Origin of the sequence: Streptomyces sp. NPDC020875 (genome assembly GCF_040641415.1) — a bacterium.
Lineage (GTDB): Bacteria > Actinomycetota > Actinomycetes > Streptomycetales > Streptomycetaceae > Streptomyces.
Window position 1 is genome coordinate 89,979 of record NZ_JBFADP010000003.1, and the last position, 19,634, is coordinate 109,612.

Genomic DNA, 19,634 nt, shown 5'->3' on the forward strand with positions numbered 1-19,634 from the left:
TCAGCCGAGGACGAACGGGATCCGGTCCACCAGCGCGCCGCCCAGCGCCGACCGTTCGGCGGGGGTCGGGGCGCGGCGGCCGGTGCCGATCAGCAGGGCGTCGCGGTCGGAGAGCGCCGCCGGGAACGGCGTACCCGTGATCCGCTCCAGCAGCGCCCGGGCCCGGGCCAGCCCCTCGGCCGGGGGGCCCGCCGCTTCGGGGAGGTCGGCGGTCAGATCGAGATGGTGCAGGGTCCACTCCAGGACGTAGGCGGTGAGGTAGTCGCCCGCGGTGAGGACCTGGCCCTGGGTCTCGACCGGCAGCGCCGGGTCGGCGAGTTCGGCGGCGCGGCCCGCCGCCGCGCCCACGTCGTCCAGATGGAAGGCCAGCAGCGCCGGATCGCCATACGCGGCGGCCAGCCGGACGGTGAGCGCGTCCAGCGGATCGTCACCGGTCGGCGGGGTCCGGCCGACCTGCCAGTACGTCGCCGCGTCCCGGGTCGGCCCGGTGTCCGCCGGGGTCACCAGGGTGATCAGTACGTCCTGGGCGTCGATCACCAGATGGCAGACCAGATCGCGGACGAGCCACCCCGTACATCCCGACGGGCGGGCGAAGTCCTCCTCGCGCAGCTCGGCGACCGCCGCGCGGAGCGCCGCCCAGGAGAGCGAGAAGCCGTCCACGGTTCCCATGTCAGCTCCAGACGGTCTCGTAGTAGCGCACCCGGTGGTCCTCGCCCACCAGCCGCATCCCGGCCGCCGCCATCACCTTCTGGGAGGCGACATTGGCATGGTCGGCATCGCCCTTGACCCGGCTGATTCCGAGGGACCTGGCATGGGCGAGGACGGCCCGCAGCGCCTCGGAGGCATAGCCGCGGCCCCGGACCGAGGGGATCAGACCGTAGCCGACGGTGACATCGCCGTTCCCGTCGGCGGGTCCGTGGAAGTCGACCCCGCCGATGGCCTGCCCGCCGGACCTGAGCCGTATCTCGAACGCCCCGGGGTGCGGGGAGCCGGGAGCCGCCCGGGTATGCGCGGTGAGGAAGCGGCGGGCCGCGGCCCGGTCGTCGTCCATCGGATAGCCGGGTGCCCACAACGCGCCGGAAGGCGTGGTCCCTTCGGCGAGCCGCTCCGCCTCCTCGGGCGTCAAGGGGTGCAGGAGCAGCCGCTCGGTCACGAGATCGCTCATGTCTATGACGTAGCACGGCCGAGGTCGGGGGCGCATCAGGAAATCGGCACCCGGCGGTGGCGGAGGAATCCCGTCCGGCGCGTGGCGGGAGCGGTTCGGGGGCGCCTCGGGGATTTCCCGGTGCCGCGCGGCGGGCGGTCTGAGGTAGACCTTGTAGCCATGATCTCCTCATCTCCGACCCCTCCGGCGGAACCCCTGCTGCCGACCACCGAAAGGTCCTTGCTGCGTACCGTGGCCGTGGCGCAGTCCGAGGGCCGGGCGCCCTCGCTCTCCGCCGCCGTGGCCCGTGACGGGAACGTCGTCTGGAGCGCCGCCCGGCCCGCCGGGCCCGACGGCGGCCCGGCCGCCGACACCCAGTACCGCATCGGCTCGATCACCAAGACCTTCACCGCCGTTCTGGTACTGCGGCTGCGCGACGAAGGACTGCTCGACCTCGGTGACCCGGTGGCGAGGTATCTGCCCGATCCGGGGCTGGGCGAGGCGACAGTCGGTCAACTGCTCGCCCATACGGCCGGACTGGCGGCCGAGACCCCCGGCCCCTGGTGGGAACGGACCCCCGCCACACTCCGGCCGAGCCTGGCGGAGGTACTCGGCGACGATCCGTTCCGCCATCCCGTCGGCCGCCGCTTCCACTACTCCAACCCCGGCTATACGGTGCTCGGCGCCCTGGTCGCGGCGGTACGCGGCCGGAGCTGGGCGGACGCGCTGAAGACCGAGATCCTCGAACCGCTGGGGCTCGACCGGACGAGTGTGGGCCCGATGGCGCCGTACGCGGAGGGCTGGGCGGTCCATCCCCATGCCGACGCGCTGCTCCCCGAACCCGTCGAGGATCTGGGGCTGATGGCCCCGGCCGGGCAGCTGTGGTCGACCGCCGCCGATCTCTGCCGGTTCGGCGCGTTCCTCGCCACCGGCGACGACCGGGTACTGAGCGCGGCGACCGTACGGGAGATGGCGACCCCGGCGGCACCGCCGGAGGCCGGGGAGTGGGAGAGCGGCTACGGCCTCGGCGTCCAGCTGGTGAACGGCGGGGGCCGCACCCTGGTCGGCCATGCCGGATCACTGCCGGGCTATCTCGCCGCCCTCTGGGTGAGCCCGGCGGACGGGCTGGCGGCGGCGACGGTGGCCAATGCCACCGCCGGGCCGCAGCCCTGGCTGGTCGCTGCCCAACTGCTGGGGACCGTGGCCGAGGCCGAGCCGGGGATCCCGCCGGCCTGGCGACCGCTGACCGAGGTGGATCCGGAGCTGCTGGCGCTCACCGGGACCTGGTACTGGGGCCCCCGGGCGCATGTCCTGCGGCTGCTCCCCGATCGCGGGCTGTCGCTCGAACCGTTCGAGGGGCCGGGCCGGGGCGCGCGTTTCCGGGCCGAGGCGGACGGTGGCTGGACCGGTCTGAACGGCTATTACGCGGGGGAGACGCTTCGGGTGGTCCGCCGGGAGGACGGCTCGGTTCGCCATCTCGACCTCGGGTCCTTCGTCTTCACCCGGGAGCCCTACGAGCCCGATGCGGGCGTCCCGGGCGGGGTCGACCCCGGCGGCTGGCGGGGGACACCCTGATCTCGCCCGGACCGTAGCCGAGGGCGGAGGGTCGCTCGCACCACGGGTGGGTCGTTGTTTCACGTGAAACGGCGACCCACCCGGGCCACGGGCGGGCCGGGCCAGAGCCGTACCACTCCTCGACAGTTCAGCCGTTCGATCGCTCAGTTGTTCAGTTGTTCGACGGTGCGGACCAGTGGCGCGAGGACGGGGTTCTCGGCCGCCTCGTCGAACGCCTCCCGCAGGGCGGCGTCATGGGTGGGGCGGGCCTCCGCGAGCAGGGACTGCCCGTCCTCCGTCACATCGGTGTAGATCCCCCGGCGGTCGGTGTCGCAGAGATAGCGGGTCAGCAGCCCCCGGTCCTCCAGCCGGGTCACCAGCCGGGTCGTCGCGCTCTGGCTGAGGACCACGGCATCGGCGACCTGCTTCATCTGGAGATGGCCGCCGGGTCCGCTGTGCTGTCGGCTGAGGACATCCAGCAGGGAGTACTCGCGGACGCTCAGTCCGTGGCCGCTCTGGAGGGCCCGCTCCACCCGGGTCTCGATCTTTCCGTGCAGCAGGGAGAGGGCGCACCAACTCTGGGCGAGGCCGGTGAGAGCGGGATCGGTCGCGGTCATGGCTTCCTCCTGCGGATCGCGTCCGAACCCTGAGCGCCGGAGCGACGGATATCCAGCGTAATCGACAGCCGTCAGTCGCAATAATCCGCGCCTGCAACTGTTTTTCGGGCGGCGCCGCCAAGGGAACGGCCGGGCCCGGAGCCGTAGCCCGGCGCCGAACGCCGAACGGTGTGCCGGAGTGTCAGCCGGTGGCGAGGGAGAGCGGGGCGAAGGCGCGTCGGCGGTCACCGGGCAGCTCGCCGATGCCGTAGACCATCTCCGAGGTGCCGGAGACGGGCGTCAACCCGTGCTCGACGGCCCAGTCCAGCAGGCCCTTCTGCTCGCCGTGGACACTGAGCAGTACGGGACCTTCGACGCTCCGGGCGATCGTGACCAGCAGCGCCTTGGCGGTAGCGGTGTCCCGGGCGGTCAGTGGGCCGATGCCATAGGCGTCCGAGGAGGTCCAGCCCGCCGCGCAGCCGATGATCTCGCCACCCTCCTCGGCCACCCAGAGCCGGTCGGCCGTCGCGGGCAGCCGGGTGATCAGATGGGTCCGGTCGACGCCGAAAACGGCGGCGTCCAGCCGGACGATCGCCGGAATGTCCTCGGCGGTGGCCCGCCGGGTCAGCACCCCGGTCACCGAGGCATCGGCCGTACCGTCGAGCGTGCCCCGGAGCCGTTCGGTACGACCGGTCTCCACAAAGCCCAGCTCCTGGTAGATCGGCCGGCCCTGAGGGGTGGCGTACAGCACCAGCGGGGTCTCCCCCGCCGCCGCCATGATCTGTGCCATCACCCGTCGGCCCAGGCCCCGGCGGGCGTACTCCCCGGCGACCAGCAGTTTTCCGACGGCGGCGAGACCGGAGTCGTAGGGCATGAGCACACAGCAGGCGGCCAGGCCCTCCCCCTCCGGGGCGTCGATCCCGAACCCCGTCCCCGCGGCCAGCAACAGTCCCCAGGTGCCTTCGGCCCGGGCCCAGCCCCGGTTCTGGGCGAGGTCGGCGCAGTGCCGCAGATCGTCCCGGGTGAGTCGGCGGATGGGCGGTTCGGGGAGGGCTGTCGACATAGAGGTCAGACTGTACGCCGTGATGATCGCGCGTCCAGTGCTTTCCGGGAACTGATCTCGGCCCGCAACCGACGGCCCCGCCGGGTCGGTCCCCAGGGCTTCACTACGGAGACGACCGTCATCAGCAGATAGGCGCAGAAGGAGACGACCGGCCCGCCCAGCAGCTCACCGGCCGGTGGTACGGCTCCGGCGGCGACGGTATCCGCCGCCTCGGCGATCCCGGGCCGCAGGGCGAAGGCGGTGGCGGTGACCGTGGCGAGGGTCAGCAGAAACTTGGTGAGCACCCAGCGGTGGCGGGCCAGCCCCCACGGCGTCCCCAGCGCCAGGACCAGCCCGCTGCCCAGGGTCAGCAGGCCGAGCGGGAGGACCAGCCACTCGGTGAAGACCCGCATCGATCTGACCGCCGCCTCGATCGGCTCTCCGGGGGCGGTGGGCCCGGCCGGGACCGGATCCGCGGTTACGGCGGTGACCGCCAGGGCGAGCAGCCCGAGGGTGAGCCCGAGCCAGGCCGCGGCGCTGGCGATATGGATGACGAGGAAGGTCCGGCGGACCCGTCGGCTGAGTGGTTTCACGTGAAACACCGTGCCGGGCGGGCCACCGCCGGGCGTCCCACGGCGGGAGTAACCCGCCCTACGCGCGGGGGTGTAGCCGAGCCCGGGGCCGGTCGGCGCGGGGGAGTGTCAGCCCAGGTCCGGAGGCGTCGGCTCGGGTCCGGGGGTGTCGGCTCGGGCTCGGGGAGTGCGGGCTCAGGTCCCGGGGAGTGTCAGCCCAGGTCCGGGGCGTGCAGCGCGCGGACGCCTTCGATATTGCCGTCGAGGTAGTGCCGCAGGGAGAGGGGGACCAGATGGACCCCGGCGATGCCCATCCGGCTGAACGGCACCCGGACGATCTCGTACTCCCCCCGGGGTTCGTCCATCTCCGGGCCGTGCCGCTGGGCCGGATCCATGGCCACCAGCCGGCAGACGAAGAAGTGCTGGACCTTCACCCCGGTCACCCCGGCGGTTCCGTCGCCCCCGATGTGCTCCACGGTGTCGACGAAGCAGGGCACCACATCGGTGATCTCGGCGCCCAGTTCCTCGTCCACCTCGCGGTGGAGCGCGTCGACGACGCTGGCGTCCCCGGGCTCGACCCCGCCGCCGGGCGTCAGCCAGTACGGATCCACTCCGGGCCGGGTGCGCTTGATCAGGATCAGATCGTCGCCGTCGAGCAGGACGGCGCGGGCGGTGCGCTTGACCACGGGACGTTCGGTCATGTCTGGACCATGGCCCGTCCGGTGGACTCTGAAACTCCCCGGCCCGGGAGCGGCCGTCCGGAGCCGGGGTTCACCAGTCGGCGGCGGCCCGGATCAGCCATTCATGGGCGCGGGCGATATGCGGCAGTGCCAGGGTCCCGGCCCGGACCACCAGGAAGTAGGTGCGCAGCGGGGGCACCGGCGGATCCAGCAGGGGCACCAGCCGCCCCCGTTCCAGCGCTTCCTCGCAGAGGTAGCGCGGCAGTACGGCGAGCCCGGCGCCCGCGGCGGCGGTCTCCAGTACGGCCCGCAGATCGGGCGCGATGACGGTACCCGCGGCGGCGGGCGGGGATTCGAAGACGCTGGACCAGTAGCGGGAGACCAGCGGCAGCGACTCATGAACCTCGACCACCGGCAGCTGCTCCAGCCGGACCCGGCCGCCGCGCAGGACGTCGGGTCCCAGCCGGGCGGCCCAGCGGGGCGAGGCGACCAGGACGTGCTCCTCGTCGCAGAGGGGAGTCGCGGTGAAGAGGCCGCCGCGCGGCCGGGCCGTGGTGATGGCCAGATCGTGGTGTCCTGCGCCCAGTCCGTCCAGGGATTCCTCGGCCTTGCCGAACGCGGCCCGCAGCGCCAGCCCCTGGGAGAGCAGCGGGGTGAGGGCGGGCAGGGCCCGCAGGGAGATGAACTCGGGCGGCCCCACCAGGTGCAGGGTCCGTACGCCCGCCTCCTCGTCGAGACCGGTCTCGGCGATCTCCACCAGGGCGTCCAGATGCGGGGCGGCCCGGTGGGCGAGTTCGTCGCCGACGCTGGTCGGGGTGACGCCCCGGGCCTGCCGGAGGAAGAGGGGCTTGCCCAGTTGCCGTTCCAGGGTCCGTATCTGACCGGTCACCGCGGGCTGGGAGAGCCCCAGCAGGGCCGCGGCCCTGGTGAAGGAGCCGGCCCGGTGCACCGTGACGAACGTCCGCAGCAGGGCCAGGTCCATGCGAGCGCCTCTCCGACCGATCGGTGTCCGCGGATCGGACAACTATAAATAAGTCGATAGGTTGCTGTCGCTACTGTGATTGGACACTGACGCAGAGTCAACTAGCCTTGTGGGCGCGGTTCTCGGGGGAAGAACCGGGACGGCCCGAGCCACGAGGGGGGAGGCTCGGGCCGTCGGATCGGACCGGAACCGGTCCGCTGTCGGCCGGATGCCGGGCACGCCGCGGGCCCGGCCGGTCCGTGGCCGGTTCATGGCCGGGCCGTACGGGAGGGAGATGGCCCGAGCCCCAGCCCGAGCCCGTGGGGCCGTACGCCGTCGGCTCAGTCGTGTGCCGCCGCCTCGTCGAGGGACCGCAGGACGTCCGCCACCAAGTCCTCGGTGTCCTCGACGCCCGCCGAGAGCCGGATGAAGCCCGCCGGGACCGCGTCCCCGCCCCAGCGCCCGCGCCGTTCCGCCGACGACCGGACGCCGCCGAAGCTGGTCGCGTCGTCCACCAGCCGGAGCGCGTCGAGGAAGCGCTCGGCGTACTCCCGGTCGGGCAGCACGAACGAGACCACCCCGCCGAACCGCCGCATCTGCCGACTCGCCAGCGGGTACGCCGGATCCGTCGGCAGTCCGGGATAGCGCAGGCCCGTCACATCGGTCCGTTCGGCGAGCACCCGGGCCAGGGCCAGCGCGTTGGCGCACTGCCGGTCGATCCGCAGCTGGAGCGTGGCCAGCGACCGATGGGCCAGCCAGCTCTCCATCGGCCCCGGAATCGCGCCGACGATCTTCCGCCAGCGCCGAACGTCCGCCGTGAGGGCGCTGTCCCGGCAGGTCACATGGCCCAGCAGCAGATCGCCGTGGCCGGTCATGCCCTTGGTGTCACTGGCCACCGAGTAGTCGGCCCCCAGGGCCAGCGGCCGTTGGGCGAGCGGGGTCGACAGGGTGTTGTCGACGGCGACCAGGGCGCCCCGGGCGTGGGCGATCCTCACCAGCCGCCGGATGTCGCAGACGTCGAGCCCGGGGTTGGAGGGGCATTCGATCCAGAGCAGCTTCGCCCCCTCCAGTACGGAGAGCTGGGCGTCGCCCGCCGTCGGCGCGGTGCGCACCTCGATGCCGTACGCCTCCAGCTGGTCGCGGACCAGCGGCAGCGCCTGATAGCCGTCACTGGGCAGGACCACCGCGTCACCGGCGCGCAGCCGGGAGAACAGTACGGCCGAGACCGCCGCCATGCCCGAGGCGAAGACCGTGGTGTCGACGTCCTCGCCGGGCGCCTCCAGCTCGCCGATGGCCCGTTCCAGCAGGGTCCAGGAGGGGTTGGAGTCCCGTCCGTAGGTGTACGGCCCCGTGGGCTCGCCCGGCAGATGGAAATGGGCGGCGAAAGCCGGTCCCGGCAGGGTCGGTTCGTACTTCACCGGCTCGGGCAGCCCCGCTCGTACCGCCCTCGTGCCGTCTCCGATGTCCGCGTTCACGGCTCCGGCCCTCCTCACGTCCACCGGCCCCGACCGGGCCCCTTGACTGGGAAAATCTTCCTGTGTCTGATCGTGACAGACATGATCGGAACAGCTGTGATCGGGACAGGCGTGACCGGGACAGGCGTGATCGGGACGACGGGCAGGGGCGGCACACGATGAAGGCATTCCGGCTGGACGAACTGGAGGCGGAGCGCGCCGCCAACGACGGCGCGTACCTCCAGTTCCTGCGGGAGCGGAATATGTCGGTCGGTCTGTACGCCCTCGACGCCGGGGCGCTCGATCCCCAGCAGCCGCACAACCAGGACGAGGTGTACTTCGTGGTCAGCGGCCGGGCCGCGATCACCGTCGGCACCGAGACGACCCCGGTGGGCCGGGGCAGTGTCGTCTACGTACCGGCGGGGGTGCCGCACAAGTTCCACCACATCACCGAGGATCTGCGGGTCATGGTGGTCTTCTCGCCCCCCGAGGGCTGACCCCGCCCCGGCTCCCGGGTGGAGCCCCCGGCCAGGGGCCTCCACCCTGAAGCCGAGACCGGGGCCGGGAGGCCCTAGGGGGGCGGTCAGGGGAGATCGAGGGCCCGAAGGCCCCCGCCGCGCGGCCCGCCCGCTTAGCATCGGGGGCGGGAAGCCGGGTAGCCGTCCCGGAGCGCGCGGCGAATCCCCAGAAAACGCAGCAGACGCAGCAGACGCAGAGTGCGCCGAGGGAGAGACGAGGTAGTACCGATGGCCATAGGGAAGATCGCCAACAGGCTGCCGTGGTGGGTGAAGTGGATCGTCGCACCGGTACTGGTGCTGCTGGTCTTCGGCGGGTTGATCGCCAATGTCGTCGGGGTCCTGATCGGTCTGCTGTTCAAGGTGCTGGCACTGGTCGCCCTCGTCTGCGCGCTGGCGTTCGTGGTTCGAAAGTTCAAGGGGTCGTCGAACTCCCGCAGTGACTGGTAACGGTCTGTGATCGAGTAGGGCCGGGGCGTTAACCCGGCCGGGGGAACCCGGGGTCCCACCCGGTCACAGACGGTTGAATGGCCATTACAGTGGCAGTCCGCCGCTGGATAAGCGGATTCACCACCCCTAGTGCGCCCTTTCGCACGCTTATGAGCGCCCCCCTTGGGGCCGCTCGGCGCCACCGTCGGAACTCGTCCGGATCCCGCCCGGGAGACGGCCCGGAGCCGCCGGGGAGACGTCGGGGGCATCGGGGCACGTCGGGGTGCGGCTTCCGGGCCGGGGAGGCCGGACGGGGCCGGGGGATCCGGGACGCCGCGGCGGGTGATCGCACGGGGACGGCCCCGCGGAACGGGTGCCGCCCCGCCACCTTGCCTGGGGGTGATCCGTGGCCACGACGAACGACGGCGGTACCGGTACGCCCACCGGCTCCCCCACCCTGATCGGCTCGGCGCGACGGGCCGTCGCCCGGCTCGCGCCCGTCACGGCGACCGCGGCGGCGCTGCCGGTGCCGATGTCGGCATACCCTCCGCTCCGCCAGAAGGAACGATTACCTCCGGCGATCGAGCCGTTCCGGTTCCGGTCGAGGGCGGGCGGAGCGCCCGGTGTCCTCGATATCTCCATCAGCAGCTGAAGAACTCACTCCTTGTGACCGTTCGGTGACATAGCGCGCGATTACGAGGAGTGGATCAGGGGAATCCTTCCTGTTCCGTATCGCCGGGCTTCACCAAGAAGGCCGCCAACAGGCCCTATCCGGGCTTCCGTCACTGCGGGGTACACGATGCACGAGTCGGTCCAGGCCGAGGTACTGATGAGCTTCCTCGTCTCCGAGGAGCTGTCGTTCCGGATTCCGGTGGAGCTTCGGTACGTACCCGCGGATCCCTATGCCGTGCGAATGACCTTCCATCTGCCCGGAGACGCGCCGGTGAGCTGGGCCTTCGGCCGGGATCTGCTGCTCGACGGGATCGTCGGGGCGAGCGGTGACGGTGATGTGCACATCGCCCCGGTCGGCCCCGGTGAGCTGGCCGATATCGCGATCCGGCTCAGGGTCGGCGACGAGGAGGCGCTGTTCCAGGTGAGTGCCGCGCCCATCGTGGCCTTCCTCGACCGTACGGACCGGATCGTTCCGCTCGGCCAGGAACAGGCGCACGGCGACTTCGCCGCCGAACTGGACCAGGTGCTGCTCAGCATCCTCGCCGAGGAGAACGCGGGCTAGCGAAGGGCCGGGGGCGGCCGGGCGGCGAGGGCGAGGCGGAAGGGGTACGGCCCCGGAGGCCCGCCGGAGCCGGGACCACCGGGCCCGCCGGAGCCGGACCACCGGGGCCGTGACGAACAGCCGTAGCCGGGGACCCGACGGGGCCGGGGGCGCGTAACGGAGCCGTACGCCCCCCGGCCCGGCCGGGCTACTTCTTGCGGCGGCGGCCCTTCGCGCGGCTGCCCCGGCCGCCGACGAGACCGCCACCGACCGCCCCACCGGCCCCGGTCGTCCCACCGGCCGCCGCACCAGCCGTCCCGGCAGCGTTCGCCGTCCCGGCCGTACCCGGATCCGGCCGGTCCGCCGAGACCACCAGCGCCGCCAGCGCCGTCGTCACCGGTACCGACGCCACCAGACCGATCGAGCCGACGAGCGTACGGACGATCTCCTCTGCCACCAGCTCGCTGTTGGCGACCGCACCCATCCCGCTCTGCGCGATGCTGAAGAGCAGCAGCAGCGGCAGCGCCGCACCCGCGTAGGCCAGGACGAGCGTATTGACCACCGAGGCGATGTGGTCCCGGCCGATCCGGATCGCGGCCCGGTACAGCGCCCTCGGCCCCATCCCCGGATCGGCCTGGCGCAGCTCCCACACCGCCGACGTCTGGGTCACCGTGACGTCGTCGAGCACCCCGAGGGAGCCGATGATCACCCCGGCCAGCAGCAGTCCGCTCATGTCGATCCCGGGATAGAGCCCGTGGATCAGTCCGGTGTTGTCGTCGGTATTGCCCGAGAGCGTGGCCCAGCCGATGAAGATCGAGCCCAGTAGCCCGATCAGCAGCAGCGAGATCAGCGTGCCCAGGACGGCGACCGAGGTTCTGGCGGTGATGCCATGACAGGTGTAGAGCGCGATCAGCATGATGGCGCTCGCCCCGACCACCGCCACGACCAGCGGGTTCGAGCCGTCCAGAATCGCCGGGAGGATAAAGAAGTTCAGTACGGCGAAGGAGATGACCAGCGCCACCAGCGCCATCACCCCACGCATCCGCCCCACCAGCACCACCGCCAGGGCGAAGATCCCGGCCAGGACGGCGAGCGGCAGCCGGCGGTTCACATCGATCACCGAGTACTGGAGGTCCCGGGGCGCGTCGGGGGCGTACGCCACCACGACACCGAGCCCCGGCTTCAGCTTCCGCGGCGCCTCCGGCTGGACGATCTCCCCGAAGGAACGCCCCTTGTGCGGACCGCTGGTGATCTCGATCGTCGCCTTCTTGCACTTGCTGTTCCCGGCCGCGGCGCCCGTACCGCCGTTCTGGGCCGGGGCCATGCCGTCGCCGGTCACCGGTACCTGGGCGGCGTTGACCGACTTGCAGTCGATCGGCTCCAGCCGGGTCACGGTCGCCGACTCGGTCTGCCGGTCGAAGCCGACCCCGGTCCGCTCGTGCCCGGGGGCCGAGCCGGGCCAGAGGACCGCCAGGCCCACGACGACGGCGGCGGCGAAGGGGATCAGTACGGCGGCGATCACTCGGCGCAGATGCCGCGAAACGGGCGCGGCGGGACCGTGCGAGTGGGAGTGCCCGTGCGAATGGCCATGCGAATGCCCGGGGGAGTGCCCGTGCGGAGGGCCGTGGGAGGGCCCGGTTCCGCCGTGGTCATGGCCGGGACCGTGACCGTCGTGGCCGGGACCGCCGGGACCGTGACCACCGTGGCCATGATCCTGCCCGTGCCCCTGTCCCTGCCTCCGTTCCCACTCCCGCTCCGGCTCGGCCGGTTGTCCGAACGGCTGCGCGACCGGCTGTCCCGGGTGCGCGGCGGCCGGTCGGGGCACCGGGGGCGGCGGCGCCGAATGGCCCGGGGCATGGGGCGGCGCGGGGCCGTGGCCGGGAACGTACCCCTGGTCACCGCCGTCCGCGGAGCCGTACGCGTACCGGGAATCGGGGCCCTGTCCGGGGCCGGGCGCTGATGACGTCACCGACCGATCATCGCAAGAACGGCCGGGGGCCCCTGTTCAGCACGCCAGAATTGGCGCTAGCGTTGGTGTCACCTTTGCACACGCGGGAGCTCGGAGCACCGGGCTGAGAGGGCGCTGACCTCCGTCGACGCGTCATCGGGTGGTACACGAACCAGGTGTACGACCGGGATGTCGTCCATGGGATCCGCTGCGTCGACCGCCGAACCTGTTACCGGGTAATGCCGGCGTAGGGAGTAGGTCTTCATGACCGTTCAGGATGCACGCACGCCTGCCGTCGAACCCGCCGTCGACGGCGACCGCACGCCGGGCTGGCACAAGGGGTACGTCACGGGCTCGCGCCCGGACCTCCGGGTGCCGGTCCGTCAGGTGCACCTCACCAACGGCCGGGACGTGACGCTGTACGACACCTCGGGCCCGTACACCGACCCCACCGTCGAGACCGATGTCCGCCGCGGTCTGCCGCCGCTGCGGGAGAACTGGATCGTCGCCCGCGGCGACACCGAGGAGTACCAGGGCCGTCCCGTCCGCCCCGAGGACGACGGGATCAAGCACACGTCCCCGCGCGGTGGACTGCGCAATCTCGACGCCGTCTTCCCCGGCCGGCCGCGCCAGCCGCGCCGGGGCCGTGACGGCCGGGCGGTCTCCCAGCTCGCCTATGCCCGCCGGGGCGAGATCACCCCCGAGATGGAGTTCGTGGCGCTCCGGGAGAACGTCGCCCCCGAGGTCGTCCGGGAGGAGATCGCGGCCGGCCGGGCGGTGCTCCCGGCGAATGTGAACCATCCGGAGATCGAGCCGATGATCATCGGCAAGCGGTTCCTGGTGAAGGTCAACGCCAATATCGGCAACTCCGCGGTCACCTCCTCGATCGAGGAGGAGGTGGAGAAGATGACCTGGGCGACCCGCTGGGGCGCCGACACGGTGATGGACCTCTCCACCGGCCGGAACATCCACACCACCCGCGAGTGGGTGCTCCGCAACTCCCCCGTCCCGATCGGTACGGTGCCGCTCTACCAGGCGCTGGAGAAGGTCGACGGCCGGGCCGAGGAGCTGACCTGGGAGATCTACAAGGACACGGTGATCGAACAGGCCGAGCAGGGCGTCGACTACATGACCGTGCACGCGGGGGTGCTGCTGCCGTACGTCCCCCTCACCGCCCGCCGCAAGACCGGCATCGTCTCGCGCGGCGGTTCGATCATGGCGGCCTGGTGCCTGGCCCACCACAAGGAATCGTTTCTGTACGAGAACTTCGAGGAGCTGTGCGAGATCCTCGCGGCGTACGACGTCACGTACTCCCTCGGCGACGGACTGCGGCCGGGCTCGATCGCAGACGCCAACGACGCGGCGCAGTTCGCCGAACTGCGGACGCTCGGTGAGCTGAACCGGATCGCCAAGCGGATGAACGTCCAGACGATGATCGAGGGCCCCGGGCACGTCCCGATGCACAAGATCAAGGAGAACATCGACCTCCAGCAGGAGATCTGCGAGGAGGCGCCGTTCTACACCCTCGGCCCGCTGACCACCGATGTGGCGCCCGCCTACGACCACATCACCTCGGGCATCGGGGCGGCCATGATCGCCTGGTGGGGCACGGCGATGCTCTGCTACGTCACGCCCAAGGAGCACCTGGGCCTGCCCAACCGGGACGACGTCAAGACCGGGGTGATCACCTACAAGATCGCCGCGCACGCGGCGGACCTCGCGAAGGGGCATCCGGACGCCCAGGTATGGGACGACGCGCTTTCCGACGCGCGGTTCGAGTTCCGCTGGGAGGACCAGTTCAATCTGGCCCTCGACCCGGACACCGCCCGGGAGTTCCACGACGAGACGCTGCCCGCGGAGCCCGCGAAGACGGCCCACTTCTGTTCCATGTGCGGGCCCAAGTTCTGTTCGATGAAGATCAGCCGGTCGATCTCCGAACAGTTCGGCGGGGACGCGGCGGCGGACGGGGCGAGCGAGACGGAGATCGCCGAGGGGATGCTCCAGAAGTCCCGGGAGTTCGCGGCGAGCGGCAGCCGGGTCTATCTGCCGATGGCGGACTGAGCCGGGGCTGCCCCGTACGTCCCCCTGGCCCCGCCGGTCACTCCGGTCGGGGCCGTGGGGGACACCCTCCGGTCACTCCGGCCGGTGTTCGGGACCGCCGAAGTCGGGACTGGTGAACTCGGGGCTGCTGAAGCTCGGCCGCTGCCCGGCCGTGGCTCCGTCACCGGGGCTGGAGAAGTCCGGGCTGTCGTACCCCACCTTGGGGATCCGGCTCACCGGCCGCGCCCGGGCCGCGGCGAGCGGGTCGACGTCCGGTTCCTCCAGCGCCAGCCGGAGGAACGGGAGCAGCCCGCGTTCCAGTACGGCATGCAGCCAGGCGTCCTTGGCACGTGCCACCTCGTCCGGCAGATCCTCGGACAGCTCGACGGCGGCCACCTGCGTCGCGCTGTTGCGGACCGCGGTGATCAGCAGCCCGACCGCCGCCGCCAGGATCGCGGCGGCCGTCACGGCGGCGAAGAACCAGCCCGCCGTGACCAGCGGGGTGGCGAAGGACGGTGCCGGGTCGAGCATCTTCAGCAGATACCCCACCAGCAGGAAGATCAGCGCCGCCGTCCCGGCCAGGACCGGTGCCAGCACGGTGAGTACGGCGCCGAGACCGGCACCGCCCCCGTCGGCCTCGGCGAGGGGATCGGGCGGGGCTTCCCGGGCGGCGTCCGGATCCGCGGGGGAGCGCGCCTCCTCGCGGATCCTCAGGTAGTGCGCGTACTCCGGCGCCGCGGACGCGGTGATCAAGGTAGTGGCCCTGAGCGCCATGGTCCGTAGCTGAGTGGCGTTCAGCCGTTCGCCGACGGCCGTGAGTTCCGGCCGTTCACCGGCGTCGCGCAGTACCTCGTCGAGGAGCCGCTCGTAGTCGGCGCGGTCCTCGCCCAGCAGATGCGGAGCGCTGTTCATGTGCGTCCCCCGATACTCCGCGGGCCGGGCCGTCCGCGCACGGACGGGGACCGGTCGTCGACGGAGGAGAGTCTGCGACGGATAACCCGATGGTAGAGCCGTTACCGCGCGGGGTGACAGGGGATTGCGGCAAAACGCCGGTCAACGAGGGTCGGTAGCGCTCCGGTCGGCCAGCGGAAGCTGGACGACCAGCAGCTTTCCGGCCATGGTGACCCCGCCGTCCATGGCGATCGCCAGCCCGTCCGCGTAGACGTGCGGGCCCTCGACCACCGGACGCTCGCCGCTCTCGCCCTCCTCCGTGCCGACCTCGCCGAGCAGATACGGAATCGGGCTGTGGCCGTGCACCACCCGGGTACCACCGTAGGCGGCGAGCAGTTCGCGGACCGCCGGGGGGCCGCTCGTCTCGTCCCGGAAGGCGAACCGCTTGGTCATCTTGCGGAACAGGTCCCAGCACTCGTCCGCGTCGTTACGGGTGAGGACGTCGTGGATGGTGTCGTTGACGGCCTCGGCGTTGTCGCCGTAGTCGAGATAGGCCGTGGTGTCCGAGTGCAGCAGCAGATGGCCGTCCTCGACCGCGACCGCGTCGAGCCGGGCCATCCACTGGACATGGACGTCCTGGAGCCGGTCCATATCGGACTTCTGGCCGCCGTTGAGCAGCCAGGCGGCCTGGAAGGTCGCGGTACCGGCGCCGGAGTTGACCGGGGTGTCGACGAAACGCTTGGCGCCCAGCAGCAGCAGCTCGTGATTGCCCATCAGGGCCTTGCAGTAGCCGCCGGCCGCCGCGGCCTCGGCCGAGAGCCGCATGACCAGGTCGATCACCCCGATACCGTCCGGGCCCCGGTCGGTGAAGTCGCCGAGGAACCAGAGCCGGGCATTGCCCGCCGCCCAGTTGCCCTCGGCGTCGATCAGACCCTGGGCCGCGAGGGCGGCCACGAGTTCGTCGAGATAGCCGTGGACGTCGCCGACGACATAGAGAGGGCCCAGCTCATTGGGCCCGGACTGCTCGCCGGACGCCGGACGCGGTACGGCATCCGCTCCGGTGTCGGTCCCGGCACCCGCCCCGGCTCCGGCGCCGGGCTCGGCCCGGCTGATGACCGGGAGATCGCGTTCGGTGGGGGTGTAGCCCTCGGGCAGCTCGTCCTCGGGGACGGCGTTCCCGGGGTGCGCCGCCCGGGCGGGGTACGCCTCGTACGCCTCCGGTGCGGACACGGGCACCTGGGCGGCCTGAGGCGCCTGGGGCTGTGCGTGAGCCTGAGGGGCCTGGGCCTGAGGCGCCTGGGGGGCGCCGCCGTACGGGGTCTGTTCCGTTACGGGGTAAGGCGCCGGTGGCTCCTGGTGGTACGGCTCCTGCTGGTGCCCATGAGGAACGACAGGCGCGGGAGGCGGTACGGGAGCGGCGGGCGCGGCCTGGGCCGGGTGTCCGGCCTGCGGCGCGCCCTCCTCGGGACCCCGGGGCGCGGGAATGCTCTCGGGCCGTTCCTGGTCCTGTGCCCCGGACGGTTCCACGGGCATCTGCGCATACGGCGGAACGCGGAAATCGCGCAGCGTCGCCGTCCGCACCACGGGTCCTTGACCGGCCCCCTGAGTCATCGACCCCTCCACCACCGTCGCGCCGCCGTTCACCTCTCGGCCCAGCCTGGTCGGGGTGGTCCGCGGTGTCGTCCGCCCATCATAGGAATGAGGTCCGCGCTCTGTGACGCACCAGGGGTGTTGAATCCGGTCGTACCCCCTGAGTTGCCGACTGTTTCGCCCCGTTAGGGCAGTAATGAGGCTTCCGGTCGTGTCCCGGTGTCCTCCGGTACCGGCGGATCCGGCCCGGTCCGGCCCTCTCCGGGCGGGCTCGTGACCGTCCGGCCGGGTCGGCGGCCGGACCGCGGGACCGCCCGGAAGGTCTGCTTCCGCCGCTTCGGCTACTCCGACGAGGGGGACCGCGGCGGGCTGACGGTGGTCCGCGGCGAACGGCGCTGGGACGAGGTCCTGACGATCAGCTCCGTCGGTATCACCTGCTCGACCGGACGGTCCTCGTCGATGCCCTCGATGGCGTCGATGAGCAGCTGGACGACGGCGGTGCCGATCCGCCGGGGCTTCAGCGAGAGGGTGGTGATCGGCGGCTCGGTGGTGGCGTAGACCGTCGACTCGCTGCAGCAGACCAGCAGCAGGTCCTCGGGGACGCGCAGCCCGTAGCGGCGGGCGGCGGCCAGCAGGTCGGTGCCGTTGGGGTCGAAGAGTCCGTAGACCGCGTCGGGCCGGTCCGGGCGGGCCAGCAGCCGGTCGGCGGCGACGGCGCCCGCGCACGGGTCGTGCGCCGGATACGACTCGTAGACGGGATCCTGGCCGACCCGCTCGCACCAGTTGAGGTACGCGGTGGTGGAGAGCCGGGTGTACGTGTCCGTGGTGGTGCCGGTCAGCAGGCCGATCCGGCGGGCGCCCGCGTCGGCGAGATGGTCCAGCAGATCGAGGACGGCCGCCTCGTGGTCGTTGTCCACCCACGCGGTCACCGGGAGGGTCCCGGCCGGGCGGCCGTCGGAGACGACGGGCAGCCCTTGGCGGACGAGTTCGGTGACGACCGGATCGTGGTCGGAGGGGTCGATGACGACCGTGCCGTCGAGCGCCACGTTCGACCAGACGTCGTGGCGCGAGGTGGCGGGCAGGATCACCAGGGCGTAGCCGCGGGCCAGCGCGGCGGAGGTGGCCGCCCTGGCCATCTCGGCGAAGTAGGCGAATTCGGTGAAGGTGAAAGGTTCATCCCCGTACGTGGTCACGGTCAGGCCGATCAGGCCCGACTTCCCGGTACGGAGGGTGCGGGCGGCGGCAGACGGCCGGTATCCCAGCCGGTCGGCGACCTCGCGGACATGTCTGCGGGTGGCGTCGGGCAGTCTGCCCTTCCCGTTCAGCGCGTCCGAGACGGTCGTGATGGAGACACCGGCTGCGGCGGCGACGTCTCGAATGCCCGCCCGACCTTGCCGGCTTCCCCGGCGGGATGTGTCCGTCCGGCTCACCTGGTGCTTCCCTGCTGCTGTCATGGCGTGCCGATATTAGGGCTCGTGCGGGCGGTGGGACCGGTCGCATATGCACCCGTTGACAGGCACGATTCTGCATGATCATAAACCATCAACTGCCTTTGAATTTAAGGAACTTATTCGATACTCATCGGTCGGCTGAGGTGTGCCGGGGCCCAAGCCGGGCCCGGGATCAAGGTCTCGGAGAGGTCTCAACTCACCTCTACGGGGGACGCGCGCCACGGAGCGAGCCGGAGGCGCGCGCCCCGGGCGCGAGCGCTCCCCCCGATCTTCCGAACCCCTGTCCGAGCGGATCGCCGAACTCCTGTCCGAAGTCGGACCGGGGTGCCGGGTGGGGGTCCGTTCGAACGGGAATCCTCATAAGGTGTGCAGCATTGGGCTCGGGCCGGATTTCCGGCCGGAGCCGGGACGGACGGTCGAGGAGGATCTGCGGTGAGCGATACGAGCCCGATGACGAGCCCGAGGCTCCGTGCCGAGCTGAACGGAATTCCCACGTACAAGCCCGGCAGGCCGGCGGCGGGCGGCGGCTCCGTCGCGTACAAACTGTCGTCCAACGAGAATCCCTATCCCCCGCTCCCCGGAGTGATGGAGCGCGTTCTGGCGGCGGCCGAGAACTTCAACCGCTATCCCGATATGGCGTGTACGGGTCTGATGAGCGAGCTGGCGGACCGGTTCGGGGTGCCGCTGACGCATCTGGCGACCGGTACGGGCTCGGTGGGCGTCGCCCAGCAGCTGATCCAGTCGACCGCGGGCCCGGGCGACGAGGTGATGTACGCCTGGCGCTCCTTCGAGGCGTATCCGATCATCACCCGGATCAGCGGCGCGACCGCGGTCGAGGTACCGCTGACGGCGGGCGAGACGCACGACCTGGACGCGATGGCCGACGCGATCACCGACCGGACCCGGCTGATCTTCGTCTGCAACCCCAACAACCCGACCGGCACGGTGGTGCGCCGGGCGGCCCTGGAGCGGTTCCTCGACCGGGTGCCGTCGGATGTGCTGGTGGTGCTGGACGAGGCGTACCGCGAGTTCATCCGGGACCAGGACGTACCGGACGGCGTGGAGATCTACCGCGAGCGGCCCAATGTGGCGGTGCTGCGGACGTTCTCCAAGGCATACGGCCTGGCGGGGCTGCGGGTCGGCTTCGCGATCGCCCGGGAGCCGGTGGCGGCGGCGCTGCGGAAGACGGCGGTGCCGTTCGGGGTGACCCAGCTCGCGCAGGAGGCGGCCGTCGCGTCGCTGCAGGCCGAGGACGAACTGCTGGGCCGGGTCGGGACGCTGGTCTGCGAGCGGACCCGGGTCCACGAGGCCCTGGTGGAGCAGGGGTGGACCGTGCCGGAGACCCAGGCCAACTTCGTCTGGCTGCGGCTGGGGGAGCGTACGGCGGAGTTCGCGGCGCACTGCGACGAGGCGGGTGTCGTGGTCCGGCCGTTCGCGGGCGAGGGCGCGCGGATCACGATCGGCGAACCCGAGGCGAACGATCTGTTCCTGCGGGCGGCGGAGGAGTACCGCAAGAAGCTGTGACCCGGCCCGGCGCCCGGCGGCCGCCCGGTG

The 19,634-nt window shown here is 71.8% G+C and carries 19 protein-coding genes, 1 pseudogene and 1 riboswitch; of the genes and pseudogenes, 8 read left to right on the top strand and 12 right to left on the bottom strand.

Going from position 1 to position 19,634, the window contains the following annotated elements:
* Together AB0G74_RS02725 and AB0G74_RS02730 are read right to left on the bottom strand one after the other, a co-directional pair.
* Positions 1-660, bottom strand: coding sequence for a maleylpyruvate isomerase N-terminal domain-containing protein (locus tag AB0G74_RS02725; RefSeq protein WP_361139973.1), 660 nt, complete (start codon positions 658-660; stop codon positions 1-3).
* Positions 661-670: 10 nt separating this feature from the next.
* A complete protein-coding gene (locus tag AB0G74_RS02730; protein WP_361139711.1) occupies positions 671-1,165 on the bottom strand; it encodes a GNAT family N-acetyltransferase in 495 nt (164 codons plus the stop codon).
* A 159-nt stretch (positions 1,166-1,324) separates the two neighbouring features.
* Between AB0G74_RS02730 and AB0G74_RS02735 the strand changes: the two genes are divergently transcribed.
* On the top strand, positions 1,325-2,719 hold the full coding sequence (locus AB0G74_RS02735; RefSeq protein WP_361139713.1) for a serine hydrolase domain-containing protein: 1,395 nt from the start codon (positions 1,325-1,327) through the stop codon (positions 2,717-2,719).
* Between the two features lie 143 nt (positions 2,720-2,862).
* Here AB0G74_RS02735 and AB0G74_RS02740 read toward each other — a convergent pair whose 3' ends face one another.
* The 6 genes from AB0G74_RS02740 to AB0G74_RS02765 all read right to left on the bottom strand — a co-directional run bounded on the left by AB0G74_RS02740 (position 2,863) and on the right by AB0G74_RS02765 (position 8,024).
* A complete protein-coding gene (locus AB0G74_RS02740; RefSeq protein ID WP_361139716.1) occupies positions 2,863-3,315 on the bottom strand; it encodes a MarR family transcriptional regulator in 453 nt (150 codons plus the stop codon).
* A 181-nt stretch (positions 3,316-3,496) separates the two neighbouring features.
* Positions 3,497-4,357 carry a GNAT family N-acetyltransferase gene (locus AB0G74_RS02745; RefSeq protein WP_361139719.1) on the bottom strand — a complete coding sequence of 287 codons (861 nt, stop codon included), beginning with the start codon at positions 4,355-4,357 and terminating at the stop codon, positions 3,497-3,499.
* Between the two features lie 5 nt (positions 4,358-4,362).
* The gene (locus tag AB0G74_RS02750; protein ID WP_361139722.1) at positions 4,363-4,929 is read right to left on the bottom strand and encodes a DUF2269 domain-containing protein; all 567 of its coding nucleotides are present in this window, start codon (positions 4,927-4,929) and stop codon (positions 4,363-4,365) included.
* A gap of 191 nt (positions 4,930-5,120) precedes the next feature.
* On the bottom strand, positions 5,121-5,609 hold the full coding sequence (locus AB0G74_RS02755) for an NUDIX hydrolase (protein ID WP_361139725.1): 489 nt from the start codon (positions 5,607-5,609) through the stop codon (positions 5,121-5,123).
* A gap of 70 nt (positions 5,610-5,679) precedes the next feature.
* Positions 5,680-6,570, bottom strand: coding sequence for a LysR family transcriptional regulator (locus tag AB0G74_RS02760; protein ID WP_361139728.1), 891 nt, complete (start codon positions 6,568-6,570; stop codon positions 5,680-5,682).
* A gap of 320 nt (positions 6,571-6,890) precedes the next feature.
* Positions 6,891-8,024: a cystathionine gamma-lyase gene (locus AB0G74_RS02765; RefSeq protein WP_361139731.1), complete on the bottom strand. Its 1,134-nt coding sequence runs from the start codon at positions 8,022-8,024 to the stop codon at positions 6,891-6,893.
* A 158-nt stretch (positions 8,025-8,182) separates the two neighbouring features.
* On the opposite strand from AB0G74_RS02765, the gene AB0G74_RS02770 reads away from it, so the two are divergent.
* The 4 genes from AB0G74_RS02770 to AB0G74_RS02785 all read left to right on the top strand — a co-directional run bounded on the left by AB0G74_RS02770 (position 8,183) and on the right by AB0G74_RS02785 (position 10,181).
* Positions 8,183-8,500: a cupin domain-containing protein gene (locus tag AB0G74_RS02770; protein WP_361139734.1), complete on the top strand. Its 318-nt coding sequence runs from the start codon at positions 8,183-8,185 to the stop codon at positions 8,498-8,500.
* 249 nt (positions 8,501-8,749) lie between these two features.
* Complete coding sequence (locus AB0G74_RS02775; protein ID WP_361139737.1) at positions 8,750-8,968, top strand: DUF5326 family protein; 219 nt, start codon at positions 8,750-8,752, stop codon at positions 8,966-8,968.
* 385 nt (positions 8,969-9,353) lie between these two features.
* Positions 9,354-9,599: a hypothetical protein gene (locus AB0G74_RS02780; protein ID WP_361139740.1), complete on the top strand. Its 246-nt coding sequence runs from the start codon at positions 9,354-9,356 to the stop codon at positions 9,597-9,599.
* 147 nt (positions 9,600-9,746) lie between these two features.
* Positions 9,747-10,181, top strand: a complete 435-nt coding sequence (locus AB0G74_RS02785; RefSeq protein ID WP_361139743.1) for an SsgA family sporulation/cell division regulator — start codon at positions 9,747-9,749, stop codon at positions 10,179-10,181.
* Positions 10,182-10,368: 187 nt separating this feature from the next.
* On the opposite strand, the pseudogene AB0G74_RS02790 reads toward AB0G74_RS02785, so the two are convergent.
* Positions 10,369-11,748 (bottom strand): annotated as a pseudogene (locus AB0G74_RS02790) (YibE/F family protein); the annotation flags it as partial.
* Positions 11,749-11,772: 24 nt separating this feature from the next.
* Here AB0G74_RS02790 and AB0G74_RS02795 point away from each other — a divergent pair.
* Entirely contained in the window at positions 11,773-12,120 is a 348-nt protein-coding gene (locus tag AB0G74_RS02795) for a hypothetical protein (protein WP_361140001.1), read from the top strand.
* Positions 12,121-12,201: 81 nt separating this feature from the next.
* Positions 12,202-12,379, top strand: a riboswitch (TPP riboswitch).
* Complete coding sequence (gene thiC, locus AB0G74_RS02800; RefSeq protein WP_361139745.1) at positions 12,373-14,169, top strand: phosphomethylpyrimidine synthase ThiC; 1,797 nt, start codon at positions 12,373-12,375, stop codon at positions 14,167-14,169. (Overlaps the previous riboswitch by 7 nt.)
* Positions 14,170-14,241: 72 nt before the next feature.
* Here thiC and AB0G74_RS02805 read toward each other — a convergent pair whose 3' ends face one another.
* The 3 genes from AB0G74_RS02805 to AB0G74_RS02815 form a co-directional block, all read right to left on the bottom strand.
* Positions 14,242-15,060 carry a hypothetical protein gene (locus AB0G74_RS02805; RefSeq protein WP_361139747.1) on the bottom strand — a complete coding sequence of 273 codons (819 nt, stop codon included), beginning with the start codon at positions 15,058-15,060 and terminating at the stop codon, positions 14,242-14,244.
* A 141-nt stretch (positions 15,061-15,201) separates the two neighbouring features.
* On the bottom strand, positions 15,202-16,650 hold the full coding sequence (locus AB0G74_RS02810; RefSeq protein WP_361139749.1) for a metallophosphoesterase: 1,449 nt from the start codon (positions 16,648-16,650) through the stop codon (positions 15,202-15,204).
* A gap of 320 nt (positions 16,651-16,970) precedes the next feature.
* Positions 16,971-18,083 carry a LacI family DNA-binding transcriptional regulator gene (locus AB0G74_RS02815; RefSeq protein ID WP_361139752.1) on the bottom strand — a complete coding sequence of 371 codons (1,113 nt, stop codon included), beginning with the start codon at positions 18,081-18,083 and terminating at the stop codon, positions 16,971-16,973.
* 447 nt (positions 18,084-18,530) lie between these two features.
* On the opposite strand from AB0G74_RS02815, the gene hisC reads away from it, so the two are divergent.
* Positions 18,531-19,604 (top strand): histidinol-phosphate transaminase, encoded by a 1,074-nt coding sequence (gene hisC / locus AB0G74_RS02820; RefSeq protein WP_361139976.1) that lies wholly within the window; start codon positions 18,531-18,533, stop codon positions 19,602-19,604.
* Positions 19,605-19,634 lie beyond the last annotated feature (30 nt).